Consider the following 23,460-nt stretch of genomic DNA (forward strand, 5'->3'; position numbering starts at 1 on the left):
ACGGGGAAAATGTATCTAATTCAGGAGGCTTACATGGCTGACAAACCAATCATGGCCAAGGCAACTGCCGTTTGGCTGGTGGACAATACCACAATCAGCTTTCGCCAGATCGCCGAATTTGTAGGCATGCACGAGCTAGAAGTTCAGGGCATCGCTGATGGCGACGTGGCACAAGGCGTCAAAGGGTTTGACCCGATCACCAACAACCAGCTGGTCCAAGAAGAAATCGACAAGGCGCAGGAAAACAAACTGTACCGGATGAAGCTGAAGTTTAACGCCGCAGCTGTTGGCGAAGAAAAACGCCGTGGCCCGCGTTACACACCGCTGTCCAAACGTCAGGATCGCCCGAATTCGATCCTATGGCTGGTGAAGTTTCATCCCGAATTGTCCGATGGCCAGATTGCGAAACTGGTGGGCACCACCAAGCCGACAATTCAGTCGATCCGTGAACGCACCCATTGGAACATTTCCAACATGGAGCCGATCGACCCAGTTGCGCTGGGCCTGTGTAAACAGACCGAATTGGATCTGGCTGTTCAAAAAGCTGCTGCCAAAAAGGCTGAAGGCAGCGTGATGTCGGATGATGAGCGCCGTAAACTGGTGTCGACTGAGCAGAGCCTTGGCATGGACGCTGAGCCAAAAATGCCATCTGCGATTTCCGGTCTGGAAACGTTCACGCTGAACACAGATGTCGATCCAAGTGACAAAGAAGAGGCAATCCCTGATGCGGACAGCTTCTTTAACTTGCCCGATAGCAAAGATGACGAAGACGAAGAGTAATCTTTGATTCACGTATCTTAAAAGGCCCTGCCAATTGGTGGGGCCTTTTTGACTCAGGCGTTAACTAAAATTAACAAGAGGTTAACTACGGCCACATTTCTGCCCCAGTTTTTGCTATTCTTTAACCCGAGGCAAATAGACACCCATAAGGGTGCAAGGAGTAGTCTGATGTTAATGGATGTTCGGGATTTCAAAGATCCCAAAGTGCGCAAGCTTGTCCGGCAAGAACGGATCAAGGCAGATACGCTTGATCTTTTTGGGGAAAACGCCCCCGCAGAATTGTTAACCCCGTATCCGCTGGATGATGATGGGTTGGCGCGGAACGAAAAAATCCAACAGAAATACGCCAACCGGGCCAAAAATATTCAACGGTGCTGGAACCGGGTTCAGCTCTATTTCCCTGAATTGATCGGTGCAGAACCACAGGACGTGCTGGAAATGTCGACCGCGCATGGCGGTATGCTAGAGGTGCTGCGCCATTTCGGTCATAACGTGATGGGCACTGATTATGCCAATATGGTTTGGTCCAAAGACGGCGGCGCCATGGCGCAATTCCGTGCGCTAAACGATGAAAATTTCCAGCGCGACGTAGATGATTTTGGCAACGAAATCACCGGCGAAAAACCTGACTGGCCCTATCGCCACATCGTCGAAAGCGTTGATTTGCCAATGACGGTTTTTGATGCGGGCATCGCGCCTTATCCGTTTGCGGACAAAAGCATGGATGTCACCATGTGTTTTCAGGCGATCGAACATTACTGCCATCCCGACGATTGGATGAGCATTGTCGATGAGTTCTGCCGCATCAGCCGCAAAACCGTGTTTGTGATGCTGAACCGGTTGATCCCGGAATTCCGCGCCAAGGAGGATTACAAAGCCTCCTTTGATGATTTCCGTTTGCAAATGCGGTCTTATCGCAAAAACGGATTTGTCTGCACGGGCAGCTTTATCCATTGGGATCAGGCGCTTGGGTTTAAACTAACCGCGCAGTAATTCACTTAGCCAAACGTGCCCGGCTGTCTGGGCACGTTTCAATCTGTCAGCCTACAGAGGTCGGGCCACGATAAACCGGCTGCGCCCAGCTTTGCCGTAGGTTTCGCTTTCGATCAGCTCAAACCCCGCGTCGCGTAGCTTTGCTTCTAGCTGTGTAATTGTGAAATTTGACACAAATGGCGCCTTGCCGACCCGCTGCATCAGCCAGATCACGACCGGCATGAACCGGCTCATTTCCCCAAGACAAGGCGTTTTACTGATAAACAAACCACCGGGTTTGATTTGTGATTTGATATGCTGCATTCCAGCGTCAAAATCCGGCAACAAATGCACCAAATTAAAGGCGCAAACCACATCGTAGGTGTGCCCATCAGAGGGCGATTGCGCATCGACCACCTGAAAATCAACATTGGTGAATTGTGTGTCGCTTTGTTTGGATTTGGCTATGCGGATCATTTCGGAGGAAAAATCAGTAGCGGTGATTTTGGCCGCATATTCGGATAAACGCAACGCCGTGCTGCCAGTGCCACAGCCCAGTTCCAGAACGTGATCATTTGGCGAAAGACGCGCAAAAACCCGCTTTAACGATGCCTCATATGCCGGAACATCCTCAATCGGGCTCGCGGCGTATTTCTGCGCTATTTTGTTCCAAAATGCGGTGTCACTCATCTATTGGATCCTAGTTGTCATCTGGGTGGCTTGCCAAGACGGTACCTATGCACATAGCATATGGAAATTGTGGTAATTTGCACATCAGGTATACATATTTGCATGAATTGGCAGGCGATTTCTTTTGACTGGAACCAGATCCGGGCGTTTCTGGCCACGGCCGAGGAAGGGTCATTCAGTGCCGCCGCGCGGGCGCTGAATTCAACCCAACCCACGTTGGGGCGGCAGGTTGCCGGCCTAGAAGAGGCGTTAGGAGTGACGTTGTTTGAACGGGGCGCGCGCGGCCCAATCCTGACCCAGCCGGGCCATGAATTGTTGGACCATGTCCGCGCCATGGGCGAAGCGGCCAATCGCGTGTCTCTTGTGGCGTCCGGGCAATCCCAAGACGTCACAGGCGAGGTGTCTATCACCGCGGTCGACCTGTTTGCGGTGCATTTATTGACGCCGGTTCTGCATGAATTGCAACGAACCGCACCGGGGGTGAGCATCCGGATCATTGCATCAAACGAGGTCCAGAACCTATCACGTCGCGAAGCCGACATTGCCCTGCGGCATGTGCGCCCCAACCAGCCAGAGCTTTATGCCAAGCTGGTTGCGACGCTTCGGGCGAATTTCTATGCCACGCCGCACTATCTGGATCGCGTCGGGCGGGCACGTTCATTTCGGGATCTGGAACGCTATACCATTATTGGCGGCGTCGACATGCAAGAATTCATCGACATGGTCGCTGCCAAAGGGGTGACGCTGCATGCGGATCAGTTCAAATATGCCTGCAACAGTGGATTGGTGACCGAAAATTTGGCTCGGTCCGGGTTGGGGGTGACGGTTTTGCCAGAACAAATCGGCGATCAGGACCCCGAATTTGAACGGGCAGCGCCGGATTTCCCCCCGATCGAATTTCCGGTCTGGCTGATCACCCACCGCGAATTACATACCAGCAAACGCATTCGCGTTGTGTTTGATGCAATTGCCCAAGAACTGTCGAACCCGGATTAACCTAGAGCTGACGCCGCGCATTCAGCGCAGCGGTGATGGTGCCATCATCCAGATAGTCCAGTTCGCCGCCAACAGGCACGCCTTGGGCCAGCGTGGTGACGGTGACGTTGGGCAATTGATCTGCGATGTAATGCGCCGTGGTTTGCCCGTCGATGGTGGCAGACAGGGCCAAAATCACTTCGGTGACGCTTTCCGACGTGATCCGGTCCAACAATTTCGGAATACGAAGCTCATCAGGGCCGATTGCATCGAGCGCGGACAATGTGCCACCCAAAACGTGATAGCGGCCTTTGAAAATATTGGCGCGTTCCATCGCCCAAAGGTCAGACACGTCTTCGACCACACAAATCTGCGACCCGATGCGTTTTTCGCTGCTGCAAATGTCACAAATATCGGTGGTGCCAACATTGCCGCAGTTCAAACATTCCCGCGCAGTTGTGGCCACCCGACCCATCGCATCGGCCAGTGGGGTCATCAAAACCCCGCGTTTTTTGATCAGATGCAGCACCGCACGGCGTGCGGATCGCGGCCCAAGCCCGGGCAGCTTGGCCATCAGATCTATCAGGTCTTGGATGTCACTTGTGCTGCTCATGGGGGCCTCTTTGGGCCGGAAACGTGATGCGTCGCCCGGCCCGAATTGTTAGATCAAAACGGCAGTTTGAAATCCGCAGGCAGGCCCAAACCTTCGGTCAGGCGGGCCATTTCGGATTGGGCCCGGTCCTGCGCTTTGGCTTGGGCGTCTTTGATCGCGGCCAAAATCAGGTCCTCGACCACTTCTTTTTCGTTGGGATCAAAGATGGACGGATCGATATCAAGGCTGGTCAACACGCCTTTGGCGGTGGCTGTCGCTTTGACCAAACCTGCGCCGGATTCACCGACAATCGTCATCGTTTCCAGACTGTCCTGAAGTTCGGTCATTTTGGACTGCATGTCCTGCGCCTGCTTCATCATCTTGGCCATATCGCCAAGCTGGCCTAGTCCTTTGAGCATGTTCATATCCTTTGTTCGCGTTGCCGCTAAGATAAGCGTTTCACAGTGAGGCACAAGCCACACTAACGTTGGATTATGGCCTCAGGCGTCGGTTGAAATTGTCGGGTTTAGTCGTCGTCAAATGGATCCCATTCGCCTTCGACTTCGGGCAGGGCATCCGCATAGGCGTCTTGCTCGATGTCTTTGGCGGTGCGGATTTCGGTGATCTTGGCCTTGGGAAACTGGGCCATCACGGCCAAAACCATCGGGTGGCTTTCGGCCTGTGCGCGCAGTTCCAGTTCGGCCGCATCGCGGACCTGCGCAATGGTGGGCGCGCCGCCTTCGTTGACGACGGTGATCGCCCAGCGGTTGCCGGTCCAGGCCTGCAGGCGGCTGCCCAACCGACCGACCAGATCGGCAGGGGCTTTTTCGGTGGGGTTCACTTCGATCCGGCCCGGCGCATAGTTCACCAGATGCAGCCCGGTTTCCACGTCGATCAGCAATTTGACGTCGCGGTGATGGCGGATCAGTTCAACCACATCTTCGAACCGGGCAAACCGCGCCAACGCAGTTTCGGTTTGAACGGCCAGCGATCCATGTGTCGTGGGTCCGGTTTGCGCAGATGACACCGCATCGGCGGGGGTGTGATGCGCAGTGGGTGCGCCACTGCCGCCCCCAGATGGACCAGCGGGTCCGCCAGCCATCGTGCCATTTGACCCATTTGGCGCACGCGGGGCTGTGCCGCCACCGCCATTGGGGCCGGGGGGATCGGATTGTAATTTCTTGATCAGATCCTCGGGCGTGGGCAGGTCGGACACATGGGTCAACCGGATCACAGCCATTTCGGCGGCCATCATCGCATTGGGGGCGGTGGCCACTTCTTCTAAGGATTTCAACAGCATCTGCCACATCCGCGACAGAACCCGCATCGGCAGATTTTCCGCCATCGCCAATCCGCGCACCCGTTCATCCGGGTTGATGGTCGGGTCTTCGGCGGCTTCGGGTGTGATTTTGATCACGCTGATCCAGTGGGAAATTTCCGCGAGATCACGCAGAACGGCCATCGGATCAGCGCCATCCGCATATTGGGATGACAGCTCGGTCAGGGCCTCGGCGGCTTGGCCTTTTAGGATCATGTCAAACAGATCCAGAACCCGCCCCCGATCGGCCAGACCCAGCATGGCACGCACCTGATCGGCGGATGTTTCCCCGGCGCCATGGCTGATCGCCTGATCCAGCAGCGATTGCGCATCCCGTGCGGACCCTTCGGCGGCGCGGGTGATCAGCGCCAATGCGTCGTCGGTGATTTCCGCGCCTTCTGCGTCCGAAATGCGCCGCAACATCGCGATCATCACTTCGGGTTCGATCCGGCGCAAATCATAGCGCTGACAGCGGGACAGGACCGTCACCGGCACCTTGCGGATTTCGGTGGTCGCAAAGATGAATTTCACATGCGCGGGCGGCTCTTCGAGCGTTTTGAGCAACGCGTTAAACGCGCTGGTCGACAGCATGTGCACTTCGTCGATGATATAGATTTTATAGCGCGCCGAGGCGGCCCGATAATGTACGCTGTCGATGATTTCACGGATGTCGCCCACACCGGTGCGTGACGCCGCATCCATTTCCATCACATCGACATGGCGACCTTCCATGATGGCGGTGCAATGTTCGCATTGCCCACAGGGATCGGTGGTCGGCCCACCCGTACCATCCACCCCGATACAGTTCATGCCCTTGGCGATGATCCGCGCGGTTGTGGTTTTGCCGGTGCCACGAATCCCTGTCATAATAAAGGCTTGGGCGATGCGATCGGCGGCAAAGGCATTGCGCAATGTGCGCACCATCGCGTCCTGTCCAACAAGATCGACAAACGTTTCTGGCCGGTATTTCCGGGCCAGCACCTGATAAGCGGGTTGGGTTTCGTCGGTCATAATGGCCTTTGTTTGGTCAGGGTCACGGAATCGCGTCTGGATCCATTGGTCTGCGCTAACCTATTCCGCGCAGACCGTCGCGTCCACCAATTGCCGCCCGATTGAATGCCCCTGATTGATTGTCCTGATTGAATACCGCGGTTGCATGCGCAAATGTCAGCCGCTAGGGTTGAATGGCCCATTGGGGGGCATCCAGATCCGCGGAAAGCTGTATCAGCACCCTTTGACGTTGAAATGACCATTGCGGTCTTTCTCATTTTTCCCGGCTAGCGGATCCGCGGGAACATACATGAGGAAGCCGATGACAGATCATCTGGACCCGTTTCGACGTGCGGCAAAAGCCCTGCGAAAATCCCATTTAATGGGCGACCATCAGGCGGTTGCACGTCTGCGCGCCCATCCCCCCAGATCAGAGCTAAGCGAGTTAAAACATGCGGATTATCTGCATGTTATTGCGCTGGAAAACAGTTTTGCCTCTTGGCCGCAATTGAAATTGGCGGTGGAAACCCAAGGCATGGATCGTGCCCAAAAACAGCAACGATTGAAAATCGCATTGTTCCATGGCCAAGGCTGGGTGGTGGATACATTGATGCAGGAAACCCCGGATTTGGCCGAAGGTTTGTTTGGTCTGCAAGTGGCCATGTATGACGTCGACGCGGTGCGTTCAGCGTTGTGGGATGATCCTACTTTGGCAACCAAAATGGCCGGGCCGCGTACGCCAATGCTGCATCTGGCATTTTCTAAAATGATCCACCAATGGCCCGACAGGCGCGATGCCATGATCGACATCGCCGACATGCTGCTAAAGGCGGGGGCGGATGTGAATGACGCCACCCCCGCGACGCCGGAACAGGGCAGGGCATTGTCGGCGCTATATGGGGCGATCGGACATGCCAATAACATGGTTTTAGGGCAATGGTTATTGGATCACGGCGCGAACCCAAACGACAAAGAGAGCCTCTATCATGCGACCGAATTGGGCCACCACGACGGGTTGGCGATGTTGCTGGCGCATGGGGCGGATCCGGCGGGGACAAATGCGCTTTATCGGGCGATGGATTTTAACGATCATGTGGCCGTCGACATGTTGCTAAAGGCCGGGGCGCGGGCGGATGACTTTAACGGTGAACCGCAAGGCGGAGAGGCCCCGCACGTGTTCCCGGCCCTGCATCAGGCGGCGCGGCGCATGAACGATGGCGCGATGATCGACCTGTTATTGGCGGCTGGGGCGGACCCCCGCGCGATGTTCAAAGGCGTGACCGTGTATTCCGCCGCCTGTGTCTATGGCAATACGGATTTGGTGGATCGGTTGACCGCCCTGGGTATCACGCCAGCCTTGACGGATCAGGAACAGATCCTCAGCGCAGCGGCGCAGCAAAAACCCCCCGGCGGATTTCTGGACCCCGCAAAAATGCCGACAGTTTACCGCGATATCATTCGTGAAATTCTGCACCTTCCGGGCAAAGATGCGCATCTAAGGGCGCTGGTCGCAGCGGGTGCAGAATGGGACAAACCGGATGATCAGGGGCTGACGCCAATTCAGATCGCAGGCTGGGAAGGGCGACCAGAATTGGTGCAATATTTCCTCTCATTGGGGCCGGATTTAACCCATGTGAACGGCTATGGCGGCACATTGTTGTCAACCATCGTGCATGGGTCGGAAAACTGTCCCGAACGGGCAAATCGCGACCATATTGAATGCGCGCGCATTGTGTTGGATCACGGCGTTGCCTTGCCCAAACGCATGGGTGATTTGGCGGGCATGCCGGAAATGGCGGCCTTTTTGATCGACTGGGCGGCGGCGCATCCCGGTCAGGTGGTCGCAGGATAACCACGCAACGTTTGGCGGGCTACAATGGGATGCCCGCCAATTGTGCCACCAGTTCCATGGAATTGCGGGCGTTGAATTTTTCCAACAATTTTGCGCGATGCACCTCAACCGTGCGGGGGGAAATGTCCAACTCTCGGGCGATTTCCTTGCTGGTGCGCCCTTCGGCCAATCCTTGGGCCACTTGGCGTTCGCGGGGGGTCATTTCGGTCACCGGGCGGGCGTTAGAAATGTCGGCAAAGCTCCAGACTGCGCGGGCAAAAGGCGCGTCACGATCCAGCGATTTCCCCCGCACACGACACCAGAATAACGCGCCATCACCGCGTTTCATAATGCGTTCGTCTGCGTAAATTCCCTTTTGTGCCAGCACCTTGGGTCCGACAATACCGATGCGGTTAAATTCATCTGACGACGGATATAACACCGACAACGACATCCCTTCGAGCTGTTGTTTGGGCAGCGCAAACATATCGCAAAACTGCGGATTGCATCGCACGATCATCCGGTTTTCTGAATAGATCAGCCCAACCGGCGAAAACTCAAACGCGAGCGTAGCAATGTCATCCATAGGTCCAACTGTCATGGGCCTATTTTTTCGCGTGACGGCCCCGGATGCAAGCCTTGATCCGGGGCAATTTTCTGCCGTTAGGGCGCGCGCAGGATACCGGGCAGGTTCAGCCCGTTTTCGCGCGCGCAATCCAGCGCAATGTCATAGCCAGCATCCGCGTGACGCATCACGCCGGTTGCCGGATCGTTCCACAAAACATTGGCCAGACGGCGATCTGCATCCTCCGTGCCATCACAGCAAATGACCATACCGGAATGCTGGGAAAACCCCATGCCAACCCCGCCGCCATGATGCAACGACACCCACGTCGCCCCACCAGCCACGTTCAGCATTGCGTTCAGCAAAGGCCAGTCCGAAACTGCGTCTGATCCATCCTTCATCGCTTCGGTTTCGCGGTTGGGGGACGCCACCGATCCACTGTCCAGATGATCGCGGCCAATCACAACCGGGGCGGACAATTCGCCATTGCGCACCATTTCGTTGAACGCCAATCCCAGTTTGTGCCGCAATCCCAACCCGACCCAACAGATGCGCGCGGGCAGGCCCTGAAATTCGATCCGTTCGCGGGCCATATCCAGCCAATTGTGCAAATGCGGGTCGTCGATCAATTCTTTGACCTTGGCGTCGGTTTTATAGATGTCTTCGGGATCACCCGACAATGCGGCCCATCGAAACGGGCCAATGCCCCGGCAGAATAACGGGCGAATATAAGCCGGAACAAACCCCGGAAACGCAAAGGCATTTTCCAGCCCTTCTTCTAATGCGACCTGCCGGATATTGTTGCCGTAATCCAGCGTCGGCACGCCTGAATCCCAGAAATCGACCATGGCGGCGACTTGTATCTTCATGGATGCACGCGCGGCTTTTTCGACGGCTTTGGGATCCGTTTCCTGCATTTGACGCCACTTTGAAACGCTCCATCCTTGGGGCAGATATCCATGCACAGGATCATGCGCCGAGGTTTGATCTGTGACCAAATCGGGTTTGATCCCGCGTTTGATCAATTCAGGAAACACGTCCGCAGCATTGCCAATCAGGGCCACAGATTTTGCCTGACCGGATTTGGTCCACTGATCGATCATCGCCAATGCATCATCCAGATTGTCCGTCTTTTCATCGACATAGCGGGTGCGCAGCCGAAAATCAGCACGGGTTTCATCGCATTCCACCGCCAGACAACAGGCCCCGGCCATCACAGCGGCCAACGGTTGGGCACCGCCCATGCCACCCAATCCACCGGTCAAAATCCAGCGGCCTTTCAGGTTTCCATCATAATGCTGGCGCCCTGCCTCCATAAAGGTTTCATAGGTGCCCTGAACGATGCCTTGGGTCCCGATATAGATCCACGATCCGGCCGTCATTTGGCCGTACATGGCCAACCCTTTTTTATCCAGTTCGTTGAAATGGTCCCAATTGGCCCAATGCGGCACAATGTTGGAATTGGCGATCAGCACGCGGGGCGCGTCTTTGTGGGTGTTGAACACGCCGACCGGTTTGCCCGATTGCACCAGCAGGGTTTGCGTGTCTTCTAGTTCTGTCAACGCGGCGACGATGGCATCGAAATCCTCCCATGTGCGGGCGGCGCGGCCAATGCCGCCATAAACCACCAATTCATGCGGGTTTTCAGCGACGTCCGGATGTAGGTTATTCATCAACATGCGCATCGGCGCTTCGGTGAGCCAGCTTTTGGCGGTGATGTCCGATCCGGTGGCGGGGAATACATCACGGATGTTGTGGCGGGACTGCGTCATGATTTACCTCTTAGGGTCGGGGCCAGTTGGGCCAATGTGGACAGAATGGATGCCAGATAGGGGCGCAGCTTGGCTGCCTTGGTCACATCAAAGTTCCATGGTGCGGCCTCTTGGGTCAGATAGGTTGATTGCGCCAGCTCCATCTGAATTGCATGTATGTTTTCAGATGGTTGTCCATAGTGTCGCGTGGTCCAGCCCCCTTTGAACCGGCCATTGACGATTGTGGAATACCCAGCGGCCATCGTGCAAATCTCAGTGGTTTGGGCTTCGATTTGGGGGGCGCATGTCGATCCCAGATTGGTGCCGATGTTAAAGTCAGGCAAGGGGCCTGAGAACAGAAAGGGAATGCCAGATCGGATCGAATGGCAATCAAACAGGATCGCCACGCCGTGCAGATCACGCACGCGGTTCAGTTCGCCCCTAAGGGCGGCGTGATAGGGCGCGTGATAGCGGCGCAGCCGGGTTTTGATGTCGGATTGGGATGGGGGGGCGTTCCAGATACTGAGCCCATCAAAATCGGTCAGGGGCACCAATGTGGTGGTGTTTTGACCGGGATAAAGGCTTGCACCCAATGGGTCGCGATTTGCGTCAATCACGTATCGATGAAAATTGGCACGCACAAAGGTCAGATCAGGGATCAGATCGGCATAAAGCTGGTCCACATGCCAATCCGTATCAGCCAGCTTTTGCCCGTTTTCATTCAGGTTCTGAGCGATATCAGGCGGCACAAACGTGCCCGCATGTGGCAGGCCCAAAACAATCGGGCCAGTCCCGGATTGGACGTGAACCGGCGTCATGTGACCTGTCCGCGGATGTATCCAGACAACCCAACCGCATCTGCCAAGGCGCCCGTGGAAACCAACGCCGCGGCCGCTTTGATCGACGGCGCCATAAAGCGGTCATCGGCGAGTGCCGGGACCTGCGCGCGCAACGTTTTGATCGCCGTTTGCAACGCGTCACTGGTCATCAGGGGCGCGCGAAATTCGACGCCCTGCGCGCCGCACATTGCCTCTACGCCCAAGATCACGTTCAGGTTGGCATTCATCCGGATCAAACGCACCGCTGCATGGGCCGCCATGCTGACATGGTCCTCTTGGTTGGCGGATGTCGGGGTGCTGTCTGTGGTGCAGGGGTTCGCTAGGTGTTTGTTTTCACTCATCAATGCGGCCGTTGTGACTTCGGCAATCATAAGCCCGGAATTCAAACCGGGATTTGGGGTCAAAAACGGTGGCAGATCAAAGGACAGGGTCGGATCCACCATCAAGGCCACGCGGCGCTGGGCAATTGCGCCGATTTCAGACAGGGCCACCGCGATCTGATCCGCAGCAAATCCCACCGGTTCAGCGTGGAAATTCCCGCCTGATACGATCAGACCTTGGTCCACCAAAACCAGCGGGTTGTCCGTGACGGCGTTGGCTTCGATTTCCAAGGTGCGGCCGGCAAAATGCAGCAGGTCCATGGCCGCGCCGGTGACCTGAGGCTGGCACCGGATGCAATAGGGGTCTTGGACCCGGGCGTCGCCGTCCCGATGGCTTTCGCGGATTAGTGACCCAGCCATCAATGCGCGTTGGGCCCGCGCCAGCGCAATTTGGCCGGGGTGACCGCGCAACGTGTGAATGGCACCCTGCAGCGGGGCGGTGGACCCCATAATGGCATCCGTAGAAAGCGCGCCGGTCAAAACCGATGTCGCCGCATTGTCCCACGCCGCCCATAGCCCAACCAAGGCGCAAGCGGTTGAAAACTGGGTACCGTTAATCAGGGCCAGCCCTTCTTTGGGGCCCAAAGTGATCGGAGTTAGTCCAACCTTGCGCAGGGCCTTGGCCGCCTGCATCTGGTGGCCGTTCAGGATTGCGTCGCCTTCGCCGATCATCGCGGCCGCCATATGAGCAAGCGGGGCCAGATCGCCAGATGCGCCCACGGACCCTTGCTGTGGGACCACAGGTGTCACGCCTTTGGCCAGCATATCCTCGATCAGGCGAATGGTGGACATGGACACGCCGGACGCGCCACGCCCAAGGGATAACAGTTTGAGAACCATCATCAAACGGGTGGTGGCAACATCAAGAGGCAGGCCCACGCCGCAGCAATGGGACAGGATCAAGTTGCGCTGCAACGTCGCGACATCCTGCGGTGCGATCTTAACATTTGCCAGTTTTCCAAATCCGGTATTGATCCCGTAAACGGCGGCGTCGTCATTGGCCGCAGCAGCGACCAGCGCGGCGGCGGCATTGATCCCGTCCTGTGCTGTTGGATGCAGGATAACGGCTTTGGCATTGGTCCAGATGTCGCGCAATTGCGCCAATGTGGCCGCGCCGGGGGTGAGGGTGACAATCATCGTGATCCCCTAAAAATACGTGTGTGAATTGGGTTGAACCCAATGCGATACGCCAGCTCTGACGGGTGGTGGACATCCCACACACACAGATTGGCCAACATGCCGGGCTTGATCCGGCCTTGGTCCTGAACACCGAGCGCACGCGCGCCGTGGGCGGTTATGCCCAGCAATGCCTCATGCGGCGTGAGCCGAAAAAGTGTGCAGGCCATGTTCATCGCCAATAAAATTGACGCAAGCGGGGACGAGCCGGGATTGCAATCTGTGGCCACGGCGATGGGGACATTGTGATCGCGAAAGGATTGGATGGGCGGCAATTGCGTTTCGGATAATGTGTAAAACGCGCCGGGCAAAACCACGGCGACGGACCCGGATTGCGCCAATGCCTGTGCATCTGCATCGGTGGCATATTCCACGTGATCCGCGCTGAGCGCACCGTATTTTGCCGCCAATTGCGACCCGCCGATATTGGACAATTGTTCCGTATGCAGTTTCACAGGCAGGCCGAGGTCAACCGCGACGTCAAACACACGGGCGATCTGATCCACGTTAAATGCGATCCCTTCGCAGAACCCGTCCACCGCATCGACCAGGTTTTCGGCATGGGCTTGGCGCAATGTCGGGATGCAGACATCGTCGATATAGGCATCCGCGCGTCCGGCATATTCTGCAGGCACCGCATGGGCGCCCAGAAACGTTGTTTTGACATCGATGGGCCGCTCTGCCGCGATCTGTTTGGCGATGCGCAGCATTTTTAATTCGGTTTCCTGATCAAGCCCGTAACCTGATTTCACTTCGATCAGGCAGACGCCTTGGGCGATCAATGCATCCACCCGCGTCAATGCTTGGGCCAATAATGTTTCGTGGCTGGCCTGCCGGGTGGCTGTGACGGTTGACATGATGCCGCCACCGGCTTTGGCCAAATCTTCGTAACTTGCGCCATTCAACCGCATTTCAAATTCGCGGGCGCGATTGCCGCCAAAAACGATATGGGTATGACAATCGATCAACCCCGGTGTGATCAGTCGACCTTCAACGTCAAATTTTGTCAATTTTTCATAGGCTTGCGGGATATCCTGCATGGTTCCGACCCAGACGATCCGGTCGTGACCCAACGCGATGGCCCCCGCGTGGATAAGGCCAAAATCGTCATTGTCCTCTAGGCTCGCAATTGTGGCATTGGTCAAAAGCATCATGCGACTCACTTTCATTAATCGGGTTATAATGTCTTTATGTGCAGACATAATAATCCTGTCAAGCGAGTCACTTATGCAAAGATTATGGGCTGAAACGGCGCTGTTGCCGTCTGGATGGGCGTCAAACGTTCGGGTTGATATTGCCGTATCGGGGCGGATCGAGGACGTGCAGGTCGGTGCTGATCCATGCGGAATGCAGGTGCCCATGCTGCTGCCCGCGCCCGTGAATGTGCATAGTCACGGTTTTCAGCGTGCCATGGCCGGACTGACAGAACATCGCGGCCCAGATGCCAAGGACAGTTTTTGGACGTGGCGCCACCTGATGTTTCGGTTCATGGATCGCCTCACGCCTGACCATATTCAGGCCATCACCGCGATGGTTCAGATGGAAATGCTTGAGGCAGGCTATGCCACGAATGTTGAATTTCATTACGTGCATCACCAACCGGGCGGCGTGCCTTATGACAACATTGCGGAACTGTCAGAGCGGGTTGCGGCGGCGGCGGATCAGACAGGGATCGGGCTGTGTTTGTTGCCGGTGCATTATGAATTTGGCGGTTGCGATCAAAGGGATTTAACGGCCGGGCAAATTCGGTTTGGCAACTCCATGACGCAGTTCATGGATTTACACCAAGCCACAACAAAGGCGATCGCCGAATTGCCTGCGGATACGGGCATCGGCGTCGCCCCCCATTCCCTAAGAGCCGTGGGACCCAGCGATCTAGCCCAATATGCATCCCTGTTTCCCACGGGCCCGATCCACATGCATTTGGCCGAACAACAGGCCGAAGTTGACGAGGTCAAACATCATTGGGGCCAACGGCCGGTCGCTTGGGCGCTGGACAATTTGGACATCGACGCGCGGTGGTGCTTGATCCATTGCACGCAGATGACCCCGGATGAAACCCGTGCCTTGGCATCCTCGGGTGCAGTTGCCGGGCTGTGTCCCATCACCGAAAGCAGTCTGGGCGATGGGATTTTTGACGGCGTGTCATGGTTGGGTCATGGCGGTGCGATGGCCATTGGGTCAGACAGCAACATTCGCATTTCCCTGTGCGAAGAACTGCGGCAGTTGGACTATTCCCAACGGTTGCGTGACGGCACCCGCGCGGCTTTGGCCACGTCCCAGCATTCGACTGCGCGGCGGCTGTTTTCGGCGATGTTACAGGGCGGGGCACAGGCTGCGGCCCGGCAAACAGGGCGCATTGAAACCGGGTATTGGGCGGATTTGATGACGCTTAACACCCAGTCCCATCACCTGTGGACCCTTACAGGGGACAAAGCGCTGGACGCTTGGGTTTTTGCCGGGGATGATCGGCTGGTCAAAGACGTTTGGTCCGCCGGGCGCCATATGGTAAGCGATGGGCGGCATGTTGCGCGGTCAGCCATTATCACCGCATATAAACACACGCTTGAGGCCCTGAAAGACGCTTTATGACCGCATCCACATTTCGAAATTGGCAAAGCATCCAAGATGAAGTGCTGCGGCGCATTCATGCGCGTGAATGGAAACCCGGTGATCTGATCCCGAACGAAGCCGATCTGGCTGCGGAATTCGGCTGTGCGCGCACAACCGTCAACCGTGCATTGCGTTCATTGGCCGAAGCAGGGCTGCTGGATCGCCGCCGCAAAGCAGGAACCCGCGTCGCGATGCAACCCATCGCCAAGGCCACGCTGGATATTGCCGTCATTCGCAGTGAAATCGAAGATCGCGGTCAAAAATACGGCTATCACCTGATTGAGCGCGCGCAGGTGGTGCCGCCTGTTTTAGTCAGCGCCGCCATGCAGACCGACGCATCCCAACATTTGTTGCACATTCGCGCCCTGCATTTGGCGGATGACATGCCCTATGCGCTAGAGGATCGCTGGATCAACATTGCCGCGGTGCCCGCTGCATCCGATGAACCCTTTGCCGATATCAGCGCCAATGAATGGCTGCTGATCAACGCGCCTTATACCCATGGGGATATTGCGTTTTCAGCAATTTCAGCATCCCAACAACAGAGCGATATCCTGAATTGCCCGGCAAATGCTGCATTGTTTGCCATCGATCGGCTGACCTGGGACAGCACAGTTTCGGTCACAAAGGTGCGGTTGATTTACGGGCCGGGCCATCAATTGCGTACCGTGCTTTAGCGGGCAGATGCCTGCGGTTTGCGTCTGATTTGACCACCAGTTCGAAATGCACTGGCGGATTTAGGCCCGCTCTGCAAAGGTGCTGCAAACTGGAAAAGTGTATTTATTCAATGTTTCGTCGTCTTTCGGTTCAAGCGATTTCCATGGGTTTGCTCGCGGCCTTTGTGGGGTATTCGGCATCTTTTGCGATTGTGCTGGCGGGGCTAACGGCCATGGGGGCCAGCGACGCACAGGCGGCGACGGGTTTGTTTTTTGCATCCATCGGCATGGGGATTTGCAGCATTTGGCTGCCCGCTGTGACGCGCATCCCGGCGGCTGTGGCATGGTCCACGCCGGGGGCCGCATTTTTGGCGGCGACGGCCGTTTTACCTGGCGGGTTTGGCGAAGCCGTCGGCGCGTTGATCCTCTGTGCGGGGCTGATTGTCATAACCGGGTTTGTGCCCGCACTTGGGCGGGTCGTGGCGGCCATTCCAAAGCCAATCGCAAACGGTTTGCTGGCCGGTGTTTTGTTGAAACTCTGTTTGGCGCCCGCATTGGCGCTGGGGACAATTCCAGTGCTGGTTTTACCGGTTCTGGTCGCGTGGTTGATTGGGTTGGTCTGGAACCGATTGGCCGCCATGCCCTTTGCGGTCTGTGCGTTTGTTGTGGTGCTGTTTTTTGTCGTCGACATGTCCGGCAGTGATGCGCAATCTGTCACGCTGCGGCTTCCGGCCTTTGATCCCGTGCCGCCTAGCTTCACATTATCGTCCTTCTTTTCCATCGCTCTGCCGCTTTATCTGGTGACAATGGCAGGGCAAAACATCCCCGGATTTGCGGTGCTGGAATTGAACGGCTACCCGGTTGATCGCCAGCCGTTGATCCGCAAAACGGGCATTGTTAGCATCGCCTTTGCACCATTTGGATCGATCCCGGTCAACATGTCCGCTATCACCGCAGCCATGATGGCAGGCCAAGATGCAGGGCGCGATCCCGCAAGCCGATATTGGGCCGCAATCACTGCGGGGATCGTGTATGTGCTGTTGGCCTTTGCCGCCGCTTTGGTGACGTCGCTGGTTGGTCTTGCGCCATTGGCGCTGATCACCGCCGTTGCCGGGCTCGCGCTCATTCCGGCTTTGGTTGGTGCGATCTCAGCGGCATTCGCTGACCCCACCCAGTCAGAGGCCCCAGCGCTGACATTTCTGATCGCCGCCAGCGGCATGACACTTTGGGGAATTAGCGGCGCGTTTTGGGGTGTCGTTGTCGGCACGCTGATCTGGGTGCTGAAATCAAAGACCACCTAACGCCAGACACCCTGTTGAGCAGCATATATATGCATTGTAGCAAAAGCGCCGCGCTCATGTTGTATGGCCACGCCCGAGAATTGGGTTAAAGGTCAATCTTCGCTGTCCATGGTGGAGGAGAATTGCAGAAGGACATCGGAAATGTCTTTCTTATCTGGTGCCCCCACGAAAAAGGTCGTCGAGGCGATAGCCCTGATTGAGATCGCGGGTTTGGACTGCGTCGCAGCTACCTTGATGGCAGGTTACATCCAGAATGGGCCGTTTTTTCCAAGCGATTTGAAAACGAAAGTTCGGCGATTCAACGTTTGAATTCCGTTAGAAATGTCCAAAGATACCCTCTTATTGAGAATATGGTGGGCGACATGCGATGACTCTATCGTGCTAGAAACTGGTATGCGAAACGTGGTGTTGCAGGATACTTTCCCAAGCCAACAGCATATTTCTGGGTCTTGCGCTTGTGCCGCGATATGGCAAAAAGTCGTGCTCGGTAGCGCTTACCGCAGAATGGACTTCATGTAACCCGAGTTAGATCACTCATCTTCTCAACGCGGTCAGAACGATTATCTCGTGGCACAGATAGGCAGCAGCAAGAACGTCGACCGGACGCAGGCCCTGACGCACCCGCTCCAGCGCATCCGCCAGAAGCAGAAGCTGCCGCGCTTCGGCCCCCGCGGCCAGATGGGCCAGGTGATCTGGCTGCATATGCCGACATTGTTCGGCAAGGTGGCACAGTACCTGAGCGGCAAACCCGTTGTCTTGAGGCGCGATTTCTGTTCCCCGTAGCCGCTTCCATCCGCGCAGAAGTTCACCTTTGGCCCGTGTTAGGATCCTGCCTTGGGGGGCTGGCTGGAACTTGAGATTAATGGCCGTCAATCCTGTTCCTTCTGGATGTAAAAGGGTCACCGGCTCATGCTGTAGCTCATCTCCGACCAACGAGGTCACGATCAACAAAGCAGTTGCGCCGGGGAATTGCAGATGCATGTAGGTCAGATGGTCAATCTCTTGCGGGCTGGCCGAAAGTTCAAAAATGTCGCCCGTCGCATCCAGCACCCGCCAGCGATAGCGCTGACTGATGTCGTCGAAATACGGCTCTTCTATGCGGGTGGGTGCGATCAGTGCGGGCAGTGGCGCCGCACTCCGTTTCAATCCCTGCCCAATCTCGCAGCGCAGCATCTCGCGCAATTGATCCCAGCGTTGAAAACAACACGCGTGATCCTGCAATTGGGCACTGGGAATGGCGCCGTTAACATTTGCCGTCACCTTGCCCGCCGTCGAAAGCTGCCCCTCCGGCGACAAAAGCGGTTGATCAAGTGTCACCATGTTCCCCGTCAAACCCGGCACCGAAGGGATGCCCCAGAACGGGCTAGCATAGGCACGAGCCGGGGTGAAATTGGCATCCATCCCGGCGCCCCGCGCTACGGTTGCGGCGTGAAACACTCCGGTTTCGTGGTTCAGCAGATAAAGCGTTAGGCCGCGTGCGCCATTGGGGCTGTTCCAGCCTTTTGCGCCCAAAGCCCACAGATCCATCGTCGGGGCCTGGGCAAAACTGCGCCGCACCACACCCAGAATCGCGGGATCGTTCGGGGTTTGTGTTAATGCTTTGACCAGCGCATAGGCCTGCGCCAAAGCCGCCAGAAATCGCCCGTGTTCAAAGCGAATATCACCTGTTTCCGCCCAACCGCATTGGGTGGACAGGGTCAGAAGCTGCCCGGTCAGGCGCGGGGCGGATTGCACCCTGGCGGAGATCGCCAGGTCGAGGAAACGTTCCTGTGCCAGTTGGGCAGAGCCATGAAAAACCTGCGAAATGGCGGCTTCGATCGCGTTGGAAATCTCGGCGAGCATGGTCGCATCCGGTCCGGTCGTGTTGACGCTGTTGGCTGGGGGGTCAACCACGTTCCGTGCCACTCCCGCTTGGTCTCGAACAGCAATGGCCCCAGCGGTCACCACCAACCGTTTCCGAGTAGACGGCCCCTTATAAAGCGCTGATGTCAGGGGTTGCCCTGCCACAAATGTTACAGAGGCATCGGGCGTCACAAACGAGACCTGCGCATTTTGCCCGAGCGCCTCGATCTGGGCTGATCCGGCCAAAACCTGCGCCCCGTCATAATCGGCACCCGCAAATTTGCGCAAATCCTCTGCCGCCAACCCTGTCAGTCCGTCACTGGCCGACGGGGCATGGGTCAGTTCCGGCGGGGCGTCGTTTTCAGGTGCATCATTCGCGGAAGGCGCGCGCGTGTCCGCCGAAGCCTCTCGCAGCACAAGCATTGCGGTCAGAATATGGCTGCATATGCCCGGCGCGGGGCAATCACATCTGGCAGATTGCGGTCCGGCAGGCGGGATTGAAACGGCCTGCCCGCATACGGTGAGGTCGGCGTCATCCTCGTCAAAGCGCAGAATGTTCGCCTCTCCCGTCGTCTTCATCGCGCGGCGCAACAAACCTTTGTTGGCCAGCGCCACCAGCGCGTCATCGTCAAAAGAGGCAATCAAATCGCGCAGGCTCATCGCATTACCTCGGCCAGCCAAAGCGCCAGGCGATCCGGTGTCATCGCACCGATTTTCATGCCCAGCCCCGCCAGTCGCTCGGCAATCTGCTTGTCCATATACGAATCCCCCAGATCATCTAGCGCCGACAGGCCAATCATTCGTACTTTGGCTTCGTTCATCTTCGCCACCGCGCGATAGAGCCTGCTCGGGCTGGCCCCTTCGGCAAAATCCGAGATCAGCACAAAGACGGTGCGCTCGGGTGTGTCTACAAAGCCTTCACAATATTCCACCGCGCGGCCAATGTCGGTGCCACCGCCTAATTGTACCGACAAAAGCGTCTCTAGCGGGTCGGTCAGTCGGTCGGTCACATCAAGGATTGAGGTGTCAAACAGGACCATCGACACGTTCACGCCGGGCAGGCCTGACAGGATCGCCGCCATGACGGCCGAGTGGATGATGCTGTCGGTCATCGATCCTGACTGGTCTACGCAGAGCACCACCGACCATGGCAATCGCCGCCGTTCCCGCGCTATGAAGCGCAGGTCATCGGCGATGATCCGGCCACTTTCGGGGTCGTAATTCTTCAGGTTGCGCCGTAAGGTCCCGCGCCAGTCGAAGTTCGCTGCCGACGCGACATGGGACCGTTTGAACGGGTTGCGCCGCCCGGAAAACGCCCGCTGCATATCGGATTTCAGTCGCCGCATAATGTCTTGAATAACGGCATCCGCCACCTGCTGCAGCTTGTCTTTGATCTCCGGTTTGGCGCGTCCGTGGAAACTGAGCAGAGTTTTCAGCAGGTCCTGATTGGGTTCCAGATTGTCCAGTGTTTTGGGATCATCCAGAAGGTCAGATAGCCCATAACGATCCAGTGCATGGTCCTGCATTACCTCAAACACCGATTGTGGGAACAGCTTGCGCGCCTCACCCAGCCAGTCCAGCGCCTTCATCTGGGTTGGGTCGAGCGATCCCGGCCCGGAAGGGCGATGCAGCCCTCGCTGTTCGTATTCGCGTCCGTACAGATAATCCAACGCCCGATCGACACGGGCATCTGTTCCGGAAAGTTCGCCCATCTGTCGATCGGCATAGCGCCCAAGTGTAAGGCGCCAGCGGCGTTTGGCTTGGTCAGAATCGCGCGGGCTCATGCGATGCCCCCGGTGATCCAATCGGTCAAACCATCCGCATGCAAGGTCTCGCGTAGGGTGACATCCATCTGAGCGCCTTGCGTGGCATCGGTGGCATCAACGTCGTGATGATGTGCGGTGAATTCGCCCACCGTTCCCCCATGTCGTCGAGTCAGCGCTACAGCCACCTGATCAGCTTCGCGCGGCGAGAGGGCCGACAGGGCCAAACGCAGATGTGGCAGAACTTCTAGAAACCCGTCATCCTCCAACCCGGTCAGAAATGCGTCTAATGGATCAAGCATCCCCTCAACCGTCCAGAGTAGCGAAGGCGCAACCGCCAGAACCCCCCGCAACCCGGCAAGGCGGGTGGGCAGGTCGGGGGCGCTGCCGGTCAGCTGCGCGGTGATTAGGTCGGGCAGGCTGTGATCTGGCTTGCGTCCGCCTTCAACGGCAATCGCGGTGATCGCTCCCAGAAGTTCGGGCGCGGTGTCTGCCTCGGCCACCCGATCCAGAGCGTCTTCGAACAGTTTGGCGTCGAAGTCGATGCCGCCCCGACCGCGCATCATTTCGGACAGTAACCGCAGCGCATCCAGACAAGGCGGTATCGCCTGTTCGCGCATCTTTGGCAGGTCGTCACACAGGTAGACCATGCGCGCATAGGCTTGCTGCATCGCGGGCGCAATTTCCAACCCGTCGGGCAACGACAATGGTCCGCGTGAGGTTTCAATCGCGTGCAGCGCCACTATCGCCTGCGCCGTATCGGGGAAGTCTGCGGAGCGTGTGATCGCGTCAGAGATCTCCACCAAAAATCCATCCAGGTCTGCGCCCAATCCAGCCAGAAGCCCCTTTTTGAAAAGTGAAATCAGAGCGCTAAGATCGTCGGCCCGTCCCTCATCGGCTAGCGCATCGCGGGCCGCAAAAAGCTTGCCCAGACAGGCCGCCGGCAGGGTGTCGCCGTGGATGGCTGCCTCGATCAGCCGCCCTTCCACGCGAGGAGACCAGGCATATTCCCAATGTTCAAACAACAGCCCCGTTCGCACCGTATTCAAAAAATCCGGGCCACCTTGCCGTATGGCAAACTCAGTGTTCAGAAGCGTCATTGCATGAGCAAAGCGGGACGCGGCCAAATGGGTGGATTTGCGACGAATATCCAGGCTGCGTGCGCGTCGCAGCCCGTCTGAAACATCAAAGCGGTGACGCCGGGCACGAGCGCGGGCATCGGTCACAATTGGCGGCTGGCCTGCGGCGTTACTCACCTCACCCAAAGCGTGGCCACGCAAAAACTGCGTAAAGCGTTCGCGCCAGACATCCGCGCTGCTAGCCTCACCCTTCAGAAGCGAGGATGTCAGCCCGTCAAAAAGATCATGCCGCAACGCGCCGGGGCGACCGCGCAGACGTGCAAGCGTTTCGGCGCTGCGCAGAAGCTCAACCTGTAGGGGGACCGAAATACCATGGCCTGAACCACGCATCTGGGACGCAAATTCCGCGACGATGTCATGGGCAAGTCGGGGCCAGTTGGGGGGGCCGCCGCTAGCCTCGGCATGATCCCAAAGTGCCTGATAATAGGCGGGCTGTGGCAGGCCTGCGCTGTATCCCATCAACGCGTCCAGTTCTTTATACCCATAGCGGATCAGGTAGGACGCTGCCTCGGATCTGCCACCTGCTTTGGTCTTTCCCGCTGTATCGGACGGCGACAGCAGCGGACCAGCATGAAATCCTCCGATCACGCAGACCACGGGGCCGTCTGCGACCCCCTCAGTCAGGGCATCACGCAGGCAGGCGGCCATATGTGCCTCTCGCGCCGGGTCGTCGCCGCTGGCGATCTCATCTTCTGGTGTGGCGGCGCGCAGCGCGGCGCAATAGGCCCCGACGTCACCTAGAAACTTGCGCCAATCCGCCTCACCAAGCCGGGTTTCAAACAGGTGGTCCCAAAGTTCATACCCATCGCGGCAGCCCAGCCGGTCACAAAGCGCGCGCACGTAATCGCCACTGTCAAATCCCTGTTCGCGCATCAGCGCACGGGGGCTGGTCTGGTCCTCACCACCTCTTGTCATCTTGGCACCAGAACTGAGGTCGATGAATCGTAGATCCGCGCCAACTGCCGCACCCTCGCGAAGGGCGACCCATTCAGGAGAATGGGCACAGAACGGGTAATAAGCAGTCAGACGTGGGCCGTCATTCTGGTCCAGAAGGCTGGCTGCGGCTACGGGTGGCACGGTGTCGGGATCTAAAAGATGTGGGATCAGATGCGACAGATCATGAGGAGCTTCGATCAGTACGCGTGACGGCTTCAGCTCGCGGATCATGGCCCGCACCGCCCAGGCGCACGCGGGCGAATGGTGGCGGATCGGGGCCAGATACACCCCCGTTTCCGGTTGAAATAGCCGGTCATGCACCTGATGGATCAGCGCCTCGTCCCGCATGGT

The 23,460-nt window shown here is 57.3% G+C and carries 19 protein-coding genes; 7 read left to right on the forward strand and 12 right to left on the reverse strand.

What is annotated here, in order from left to right; all coding sequences use genetic code 11:
* Positions 1 to 33: 33 nt before the first annotated feature.
* Positions 34 to 780 carry a DUF1013 domain-containing protein gene (locus AB1F12_RS03005; RefSeq protein WP_368186473.1) on the forward strand — a complete coding sequence of 249 codons (747 nt, stop codon included), beginning with the start codon at positions 34 to 36 and terminating at the stop codon, positions 778 to 780.
* Between the two features lie 168 nt (positions 781 to 948).
* On the forward strand, positions 949 to 1,773 hold the full coding sequence (locus AB1F12_RS03010; protein ID WP_368186475.1) for a hypothetical protein: 825 nt from the start codon (positions 949 to 951) through the stop codon (positions 1,771 to 1,773).
* A 51-nt stretch (positions 1,774 to 1,824) separates the two neighbouring features.
* On the opposite strand, the gene AB1F12_RS03015 is transcribed toward AB1F12_RS03010, so the two are convergent.
* Complete coding sequence (locus tag AB1F12_RS03015) at positions 1,825 to 2,442, reverse strand: class I SAM-dependent methyltransferase (protein ID WP_368186476.1); 618 nt, start codon at positions 2,440 to 2,442, stop codon at positions 1,825 to 1,827.
* Positions 2,443 to 2,544: 102 nt separating this feature from the next.
* On the opposite strand from AB1F12_RS03015, the gene AB1F12_RS03020 reads away from it, so the two are divergent.
* The gene (locus AB1F12_RS03020; RefSeq protein WP_368186477.1) at positions 2,545 to 3,438 is read left to right on the forward strand and encodes a LysR family transcriptional regulator; all 894 of its coding nucleotides are present in this window, start codon (positions 2,545 to 2,547) and stop codon (positions 3,436 to 3,438) included.
* A gap of 1 nt (position 3,439) precedes the next feature.
* Here AB1F12_RS03020 and recR read toward each other — a convergent pair whose 3' ends face one another.
* The 3 genes from recR to AB1F12_RS03035 form a co-directional block, all read right to left on the reverse strand.
* A complete protein-coding gene (gene recR, locus AB1F12_RS03025; protein ID WP_368186479.1) occupies positions 3,440 to 4,030 on the reverse strand; it encodes a recombination mediator RecR in 591 nt (196 codons plus the stop codon).
* Between the two features lie 53 nt (positions 4,031 to 4,083).
* Positions 4,084 to 4,428: a YbaB/EbfC family nucleoid-associated protein gene (locus AB1F12_RS03030; RefSeq protein ID WP_368186480.1), complete on the reverse strand. Its 345-nt coding sequence runs from the start codon at positions 4,426 to 4,428 to the stop codon at positions 4,084 to 4,086.
* A 107-nt stretch (positions 4,429 to 4,535) separates the two neighbouring features.
* Positions 4,536 to 6,338 (reverse strand): DNA polymerase III subunit gamma/tau, encoded by a 1,803-nt coding sequence (locus tag AB1F12_RS03035; protein ID WP_368186481.1) that lies wholly within the window; start codon positions 6,336 to 6,338, stop codon positions 4,536 to 4,538.
* Between the two features lie 301 nt (positions 6,339 to 6,639).
* Here AB1F12_RS03035 and AB1F12_RS03040 point away from each other — a divergent pair, with 301 nt between their 5' ends.
* On the forward strand, positions 6,640 to 8,169 hold the full coding sequence (locus tag AB1F12_RS03040; protein ID WP_368186483.1) for an ankyrin repeat domain-containing protein: 1,530 nt from the start codon (positions 6,640 to 6,642) through the stop codon (positions 8,167 to 8,169).
* Between the two features lie 19 nt (positions 8,170 to 8,188).
* Here the strand turns inward: AB1F12_RS03040 and AB1F12_RS03045 are convergent, their stop codons facing one another.
* The 5 genes from AB1F12_RS03045 to hutI all read right to left on the reverse strand — a co-directional run bounded on the left by AB1F12_RS03045 (position 8,189) and on the right by hutI (position 14,010).
* On the reverse strand, positions 8,189 to 8,749 hold the full coding sequence (locus tag AB1F12_RS03045; RefSeq protein ID WP_368186485.1) for a LuxR C-terminal-related transcriptional regulator: 561 nt from the start codon (positions 8,747 to 8,749) through the stop codon (positions 8,189 to 8,191).
* Between the two features lie 62 nt (positions 8,750 to 8,811).
* The gene (gene hutU / locus AB1F12_RS03050) at positions 8,812 to 10,485 is read right to left on the reverse strand and encodes a urocanate hydratase (RefSeq protein WP_368186486.1); all 1,674 of its coding nucleotides are present in this window, start codon (positions 10,483 to 10,485) and stop codon (positions 8,812 to 8,814) included.
* Entirely contained in the window at positions 10,482 to 11,282 is an 801-nt protein-coding gene (gene hutG, locus AB1F12_RS03055; RefSeq protein WP_368186487.1) for an N-formylglutamate deformylase, read from the reverse strand. Before hutG ends, hutU begins: the two co-directional genes overlap by 4 nt.
* Positions 11,279 to 12,820, reverse strand: a complete 1,542-nt coding sequence (gene hutH, locus AB1F12_RS03060) for a histidine ammonia-lyase (RefSeq protein ID WP_368186489.1) — start codon at positions 12,818 to 12,820, stop codon at positions 11,279 to 11,281. The genes hutG and hutH overlap by 4 nt, the downstream gene beginning before the upstream one ends.
* Positions 12,817 to 14,010 (reverse strand): imidazolonepropionase, encoded by a 1,194-nt coding sequence (gene hutI, locus AB1F12_RS03065; RefSeq protein ID WP_368188244.1) that lies wholly within the window; start codon positions 14,008 to 14,010, stop codon positions 12,817 to 12,819. Before hutI ends, hutH begins: the two co-directional genes overlap by 4 nt.
* Before the next feature lie 76 nt (positions 14,011 to 14,086).
* Here hutI and AB1F12_RS03070 point away from each other — a divergent pair, with 76 nt between their 5' ends.
* The 3 genes from AB1F12_RS03070 to AB1F12_RS03080 all read left to right on the forward strand — a co-directional run bounded on the left by AB1F12_RS03070 (position 14,087) and on the right by AB1F12_RS03080 (position 17,429).
* Entirely contained in the window at positions 14,087 to 15,451 is a 1,365-nt protein-coding gene (locus AB1F12_RS03070; RefSeq protein WP_368186490.1) for a formimidoylglutamate deiminase, read from the forward strand.
* Positions 15,448 to 16,149 carry a GntR family transcriptional regulator gene (locus AB1F12_RS03075; RefSeq protein ID WP_368186492.1) on the forward strand — a complete coding sequence of 234 codons (702 nt, stop codon included), beginning with the start codon at positions 15,448 to 15,450 and terminating at the stop codon, positions 16,147 to 16,149. Before AB1F12_RS03070 ends, AB1F12_RS03075 begins: the two co-directional genes overlap by 4 nt.
* A 143-nt stretch (positions 16,150 to 16,292) precedes the next feature.
* The gene (locus AB1F12_RS03080; protein ID WP_368186494.1) at positions 16,293 to 17,429 is read left to right on the forward strand and encodes a benzoate/H(+) symporter BenE family transporter; all 1,137 of its coding nucleotides are present in this window, start codon (positions 16,293 to 16,295) and stop codon (positions 17,427 to 17,429) included.
* Between the two features lie 534 nt (positions 17,430 to 17,963).
* On the opposite strand, the gene AB1F12_RS03085 is transcribed toward AB1F12_RS03080, so the two are convergent.
* Genes AB1F12_RS03085 through AB1F12_RS03095 form a run of 3 tightly spaced genes read right to left on the reverse strand, consistent with a single transcriptional unit; the run spans position 17,964 to position 23,457 of the window.
* Positions 17,964 to 19,931: a hypothetical protein gene (locus AB1F12_RS03085; RefSeq protein ID WP_368186496.1), complete on the reverse strand. Its 1,968-nt coding sequence runs from the start codon at positions 19,929 to 19,931 to the stop codon at positions 17,964 to 17,966.
* A complete protein-coding gene (locus AB1F12_RS03090) occupies positions 19,928 to 21,055 on the reverse strand; it encodes a VWA domain-containing protein (protein WP_368186497.1) in 1,128 nt (375 codons plus the stop codon). Before AB1F12_RS03090 ends, AB1F12_RS03085 begins: the two co-directional genes overlap by 4 nt.
* Complete coding sequence (locus tag AB1F12_RS03095; protein WP_368188246.1) at positions 21,052 to 23,457, reverse strand: DUF5682 family protein; 2,406 nt, start codon at positions 23,455 to 23,457, stop codon at positions 21,052 to 21,054. Before AB1F12_RS03095 ends, AB1F12_RS03090 begins: the two co-directional genes overlap by 4 nt.
* Between the last annotated feature and the right edge of the window lie 3 nt (positions 23,458 to 23,460).

The sequence above is a fragment of the Aestuariibius sp. HNIBRBA575 genome (assembly GCF_040932005.1).
In the GTDB taxonomy this organism is placed as follows: domain Bacteria; phylum Pseudomonadota; class Alphaproteobacteria; order Rhodobacterales; family Rhodobacteraceae; genus CANLNM01.

What these genes read in the sequence shown, in the direction of transcription:
- AB1F12_RS03040 (WP_368186483.1), top strand. Translation starts at nt 6,640, where the DNA reads ATGACAGATCATCTGGACCCGTTTCGACGTGCGGCAAAAGCCCTGCGA.
- AB1F12_RS03095 (WP_368188246.1), bottom strand. Translation starts at nt 23,457, where the DNA reads ATGCGGGACGAGGCGCTGATCCATCAGGTGCATGACCGGCTATTTCAA.
- hutI (WP_368188244.1), bottom strand. Translation starts at nt 14,010, where the DNA reads ATGCTTTTGACCAATGCCACAATTGCGAGCCTAGAGGACAATGACGAT.
- AB1F12_RS03070 (WP_368186490.1), top strand. Translation starts at nt 14,087, where the DNA reads ATGCAAAGATTATGGGCTGAAACGGCGCTGTTGCCGTCTGGATGGGCG.
- AB1F12_RS03020 (WP_368186477.1), top strand. Translation starts at nt 2,545, where the DNA reads ATGAATTGGCAGGCGATTTCTTTTGACTGGAACCAGATCCGGGCGTTT.
- recR (WP_368186479.1), bottom strand. Translation starts at nt 4,030, where the DNA reads ATGAGCAGCACAAGTGACATCCAAGACCTGATAGATCTGATGGCCAAG.
- AB1F12_RS03010 (WP_368186475.1), top strand. Translation starts at nt 949, where the DNA reads ATGTTAATGGATGTTCGGGATTTCAAAGATCCCAAAGTGCGCAAGCTT.
- AB1F12_RS03090 (WP_368186497.1), bottom strand. Translation starts at nt 21,055, where the DNA reads ATGAGCCCGCGCGATTCTGACCAAGCCAAACGCCGCTGGCGCCTTACA.
- hutU (WP_368186486.1), bottom strand. Translation starts at nt 10,485, where the DNA reads ATGACGCAGTCCCGCCACAACATCCGTGATGTATTCCCCGCCACCGGA.
- AB1F12_RS03080 (WP_368186494.1), top strand. Translation starts at nt 16,293, where the DNA reads ATGGGTTTGCTCGCGGCCTTTGTGGGGTATTCGGCATCTTTTGCGATT.
- AB1F12_RS03005 (WP_368186473.1), top strand. Translation starts at nt 34, where the DNA reads ATGGCTGACAAACCAATCATGGCCAAGGCAACTGCCGTTTGGCTGGTG.
- hutG (WP_368186487.1), bottom strand. Translation starts at nt 11,282, where the DNA reads ATGACGCCGGTTCACGTCCAATCCGGGACTGGCCCGATTGTTTTGGGC.
- AB1F12_RS03030 (WP_368186480.1), bottom strand. Translation starts at nt 4,428, where the DNA reads ATGCTCAAAGGACTAGGCCAGCTTGGCGATATGGCCAAGATGATGAAG.
- hutH (WP_368186489.1), bottom strand. Translation starts at nt 12,820, where the DNA reads ATGATTGTCACCCTCACCCCCGGCGCGGCCACATTGGCGCAATTGCGC.
- AB1F12_RS03045 (WP_368186485.1), bottom strand. Translation starts at nt 8,749, where the DNA reads ATGACAGTTGGACCTATGGATGACATTGCTACGCTCGCGTTTGAGTTT.
- AB1F12_RS03015 (WP_368186476.1), bottom strand. Translation starts at nt 2,442, where the DNA reads ATGAGTGACACCGCATTTTGGAACAAAATAGCGCAGAAATACGCCGCG.
- AB1F12_RS03035 (WP_368186481.1), bottom strand. Translation starts at nt 6,338, where the DNA reads ATGACCGACGAAACCCAACCCGCTTATCAGGTGCTGGCCCGGAAATAC.
- AB1F12_RS03075 (WP_368186492.1), top strand. Translation starts at nt 15,448, where the DNA reads ATGACCGCATCCACATTTCGAAATTGGCAAAGCATCCAAGATGAAGTG.
- AB1F12_RS03085 (WP_368186496.1), bottom strand. Translation starts at nt 19,931, where the DNA reads ATGAGCCTGCGCGATTTGATTGCCTCTTTTGACGATGACGCGCTGGTG.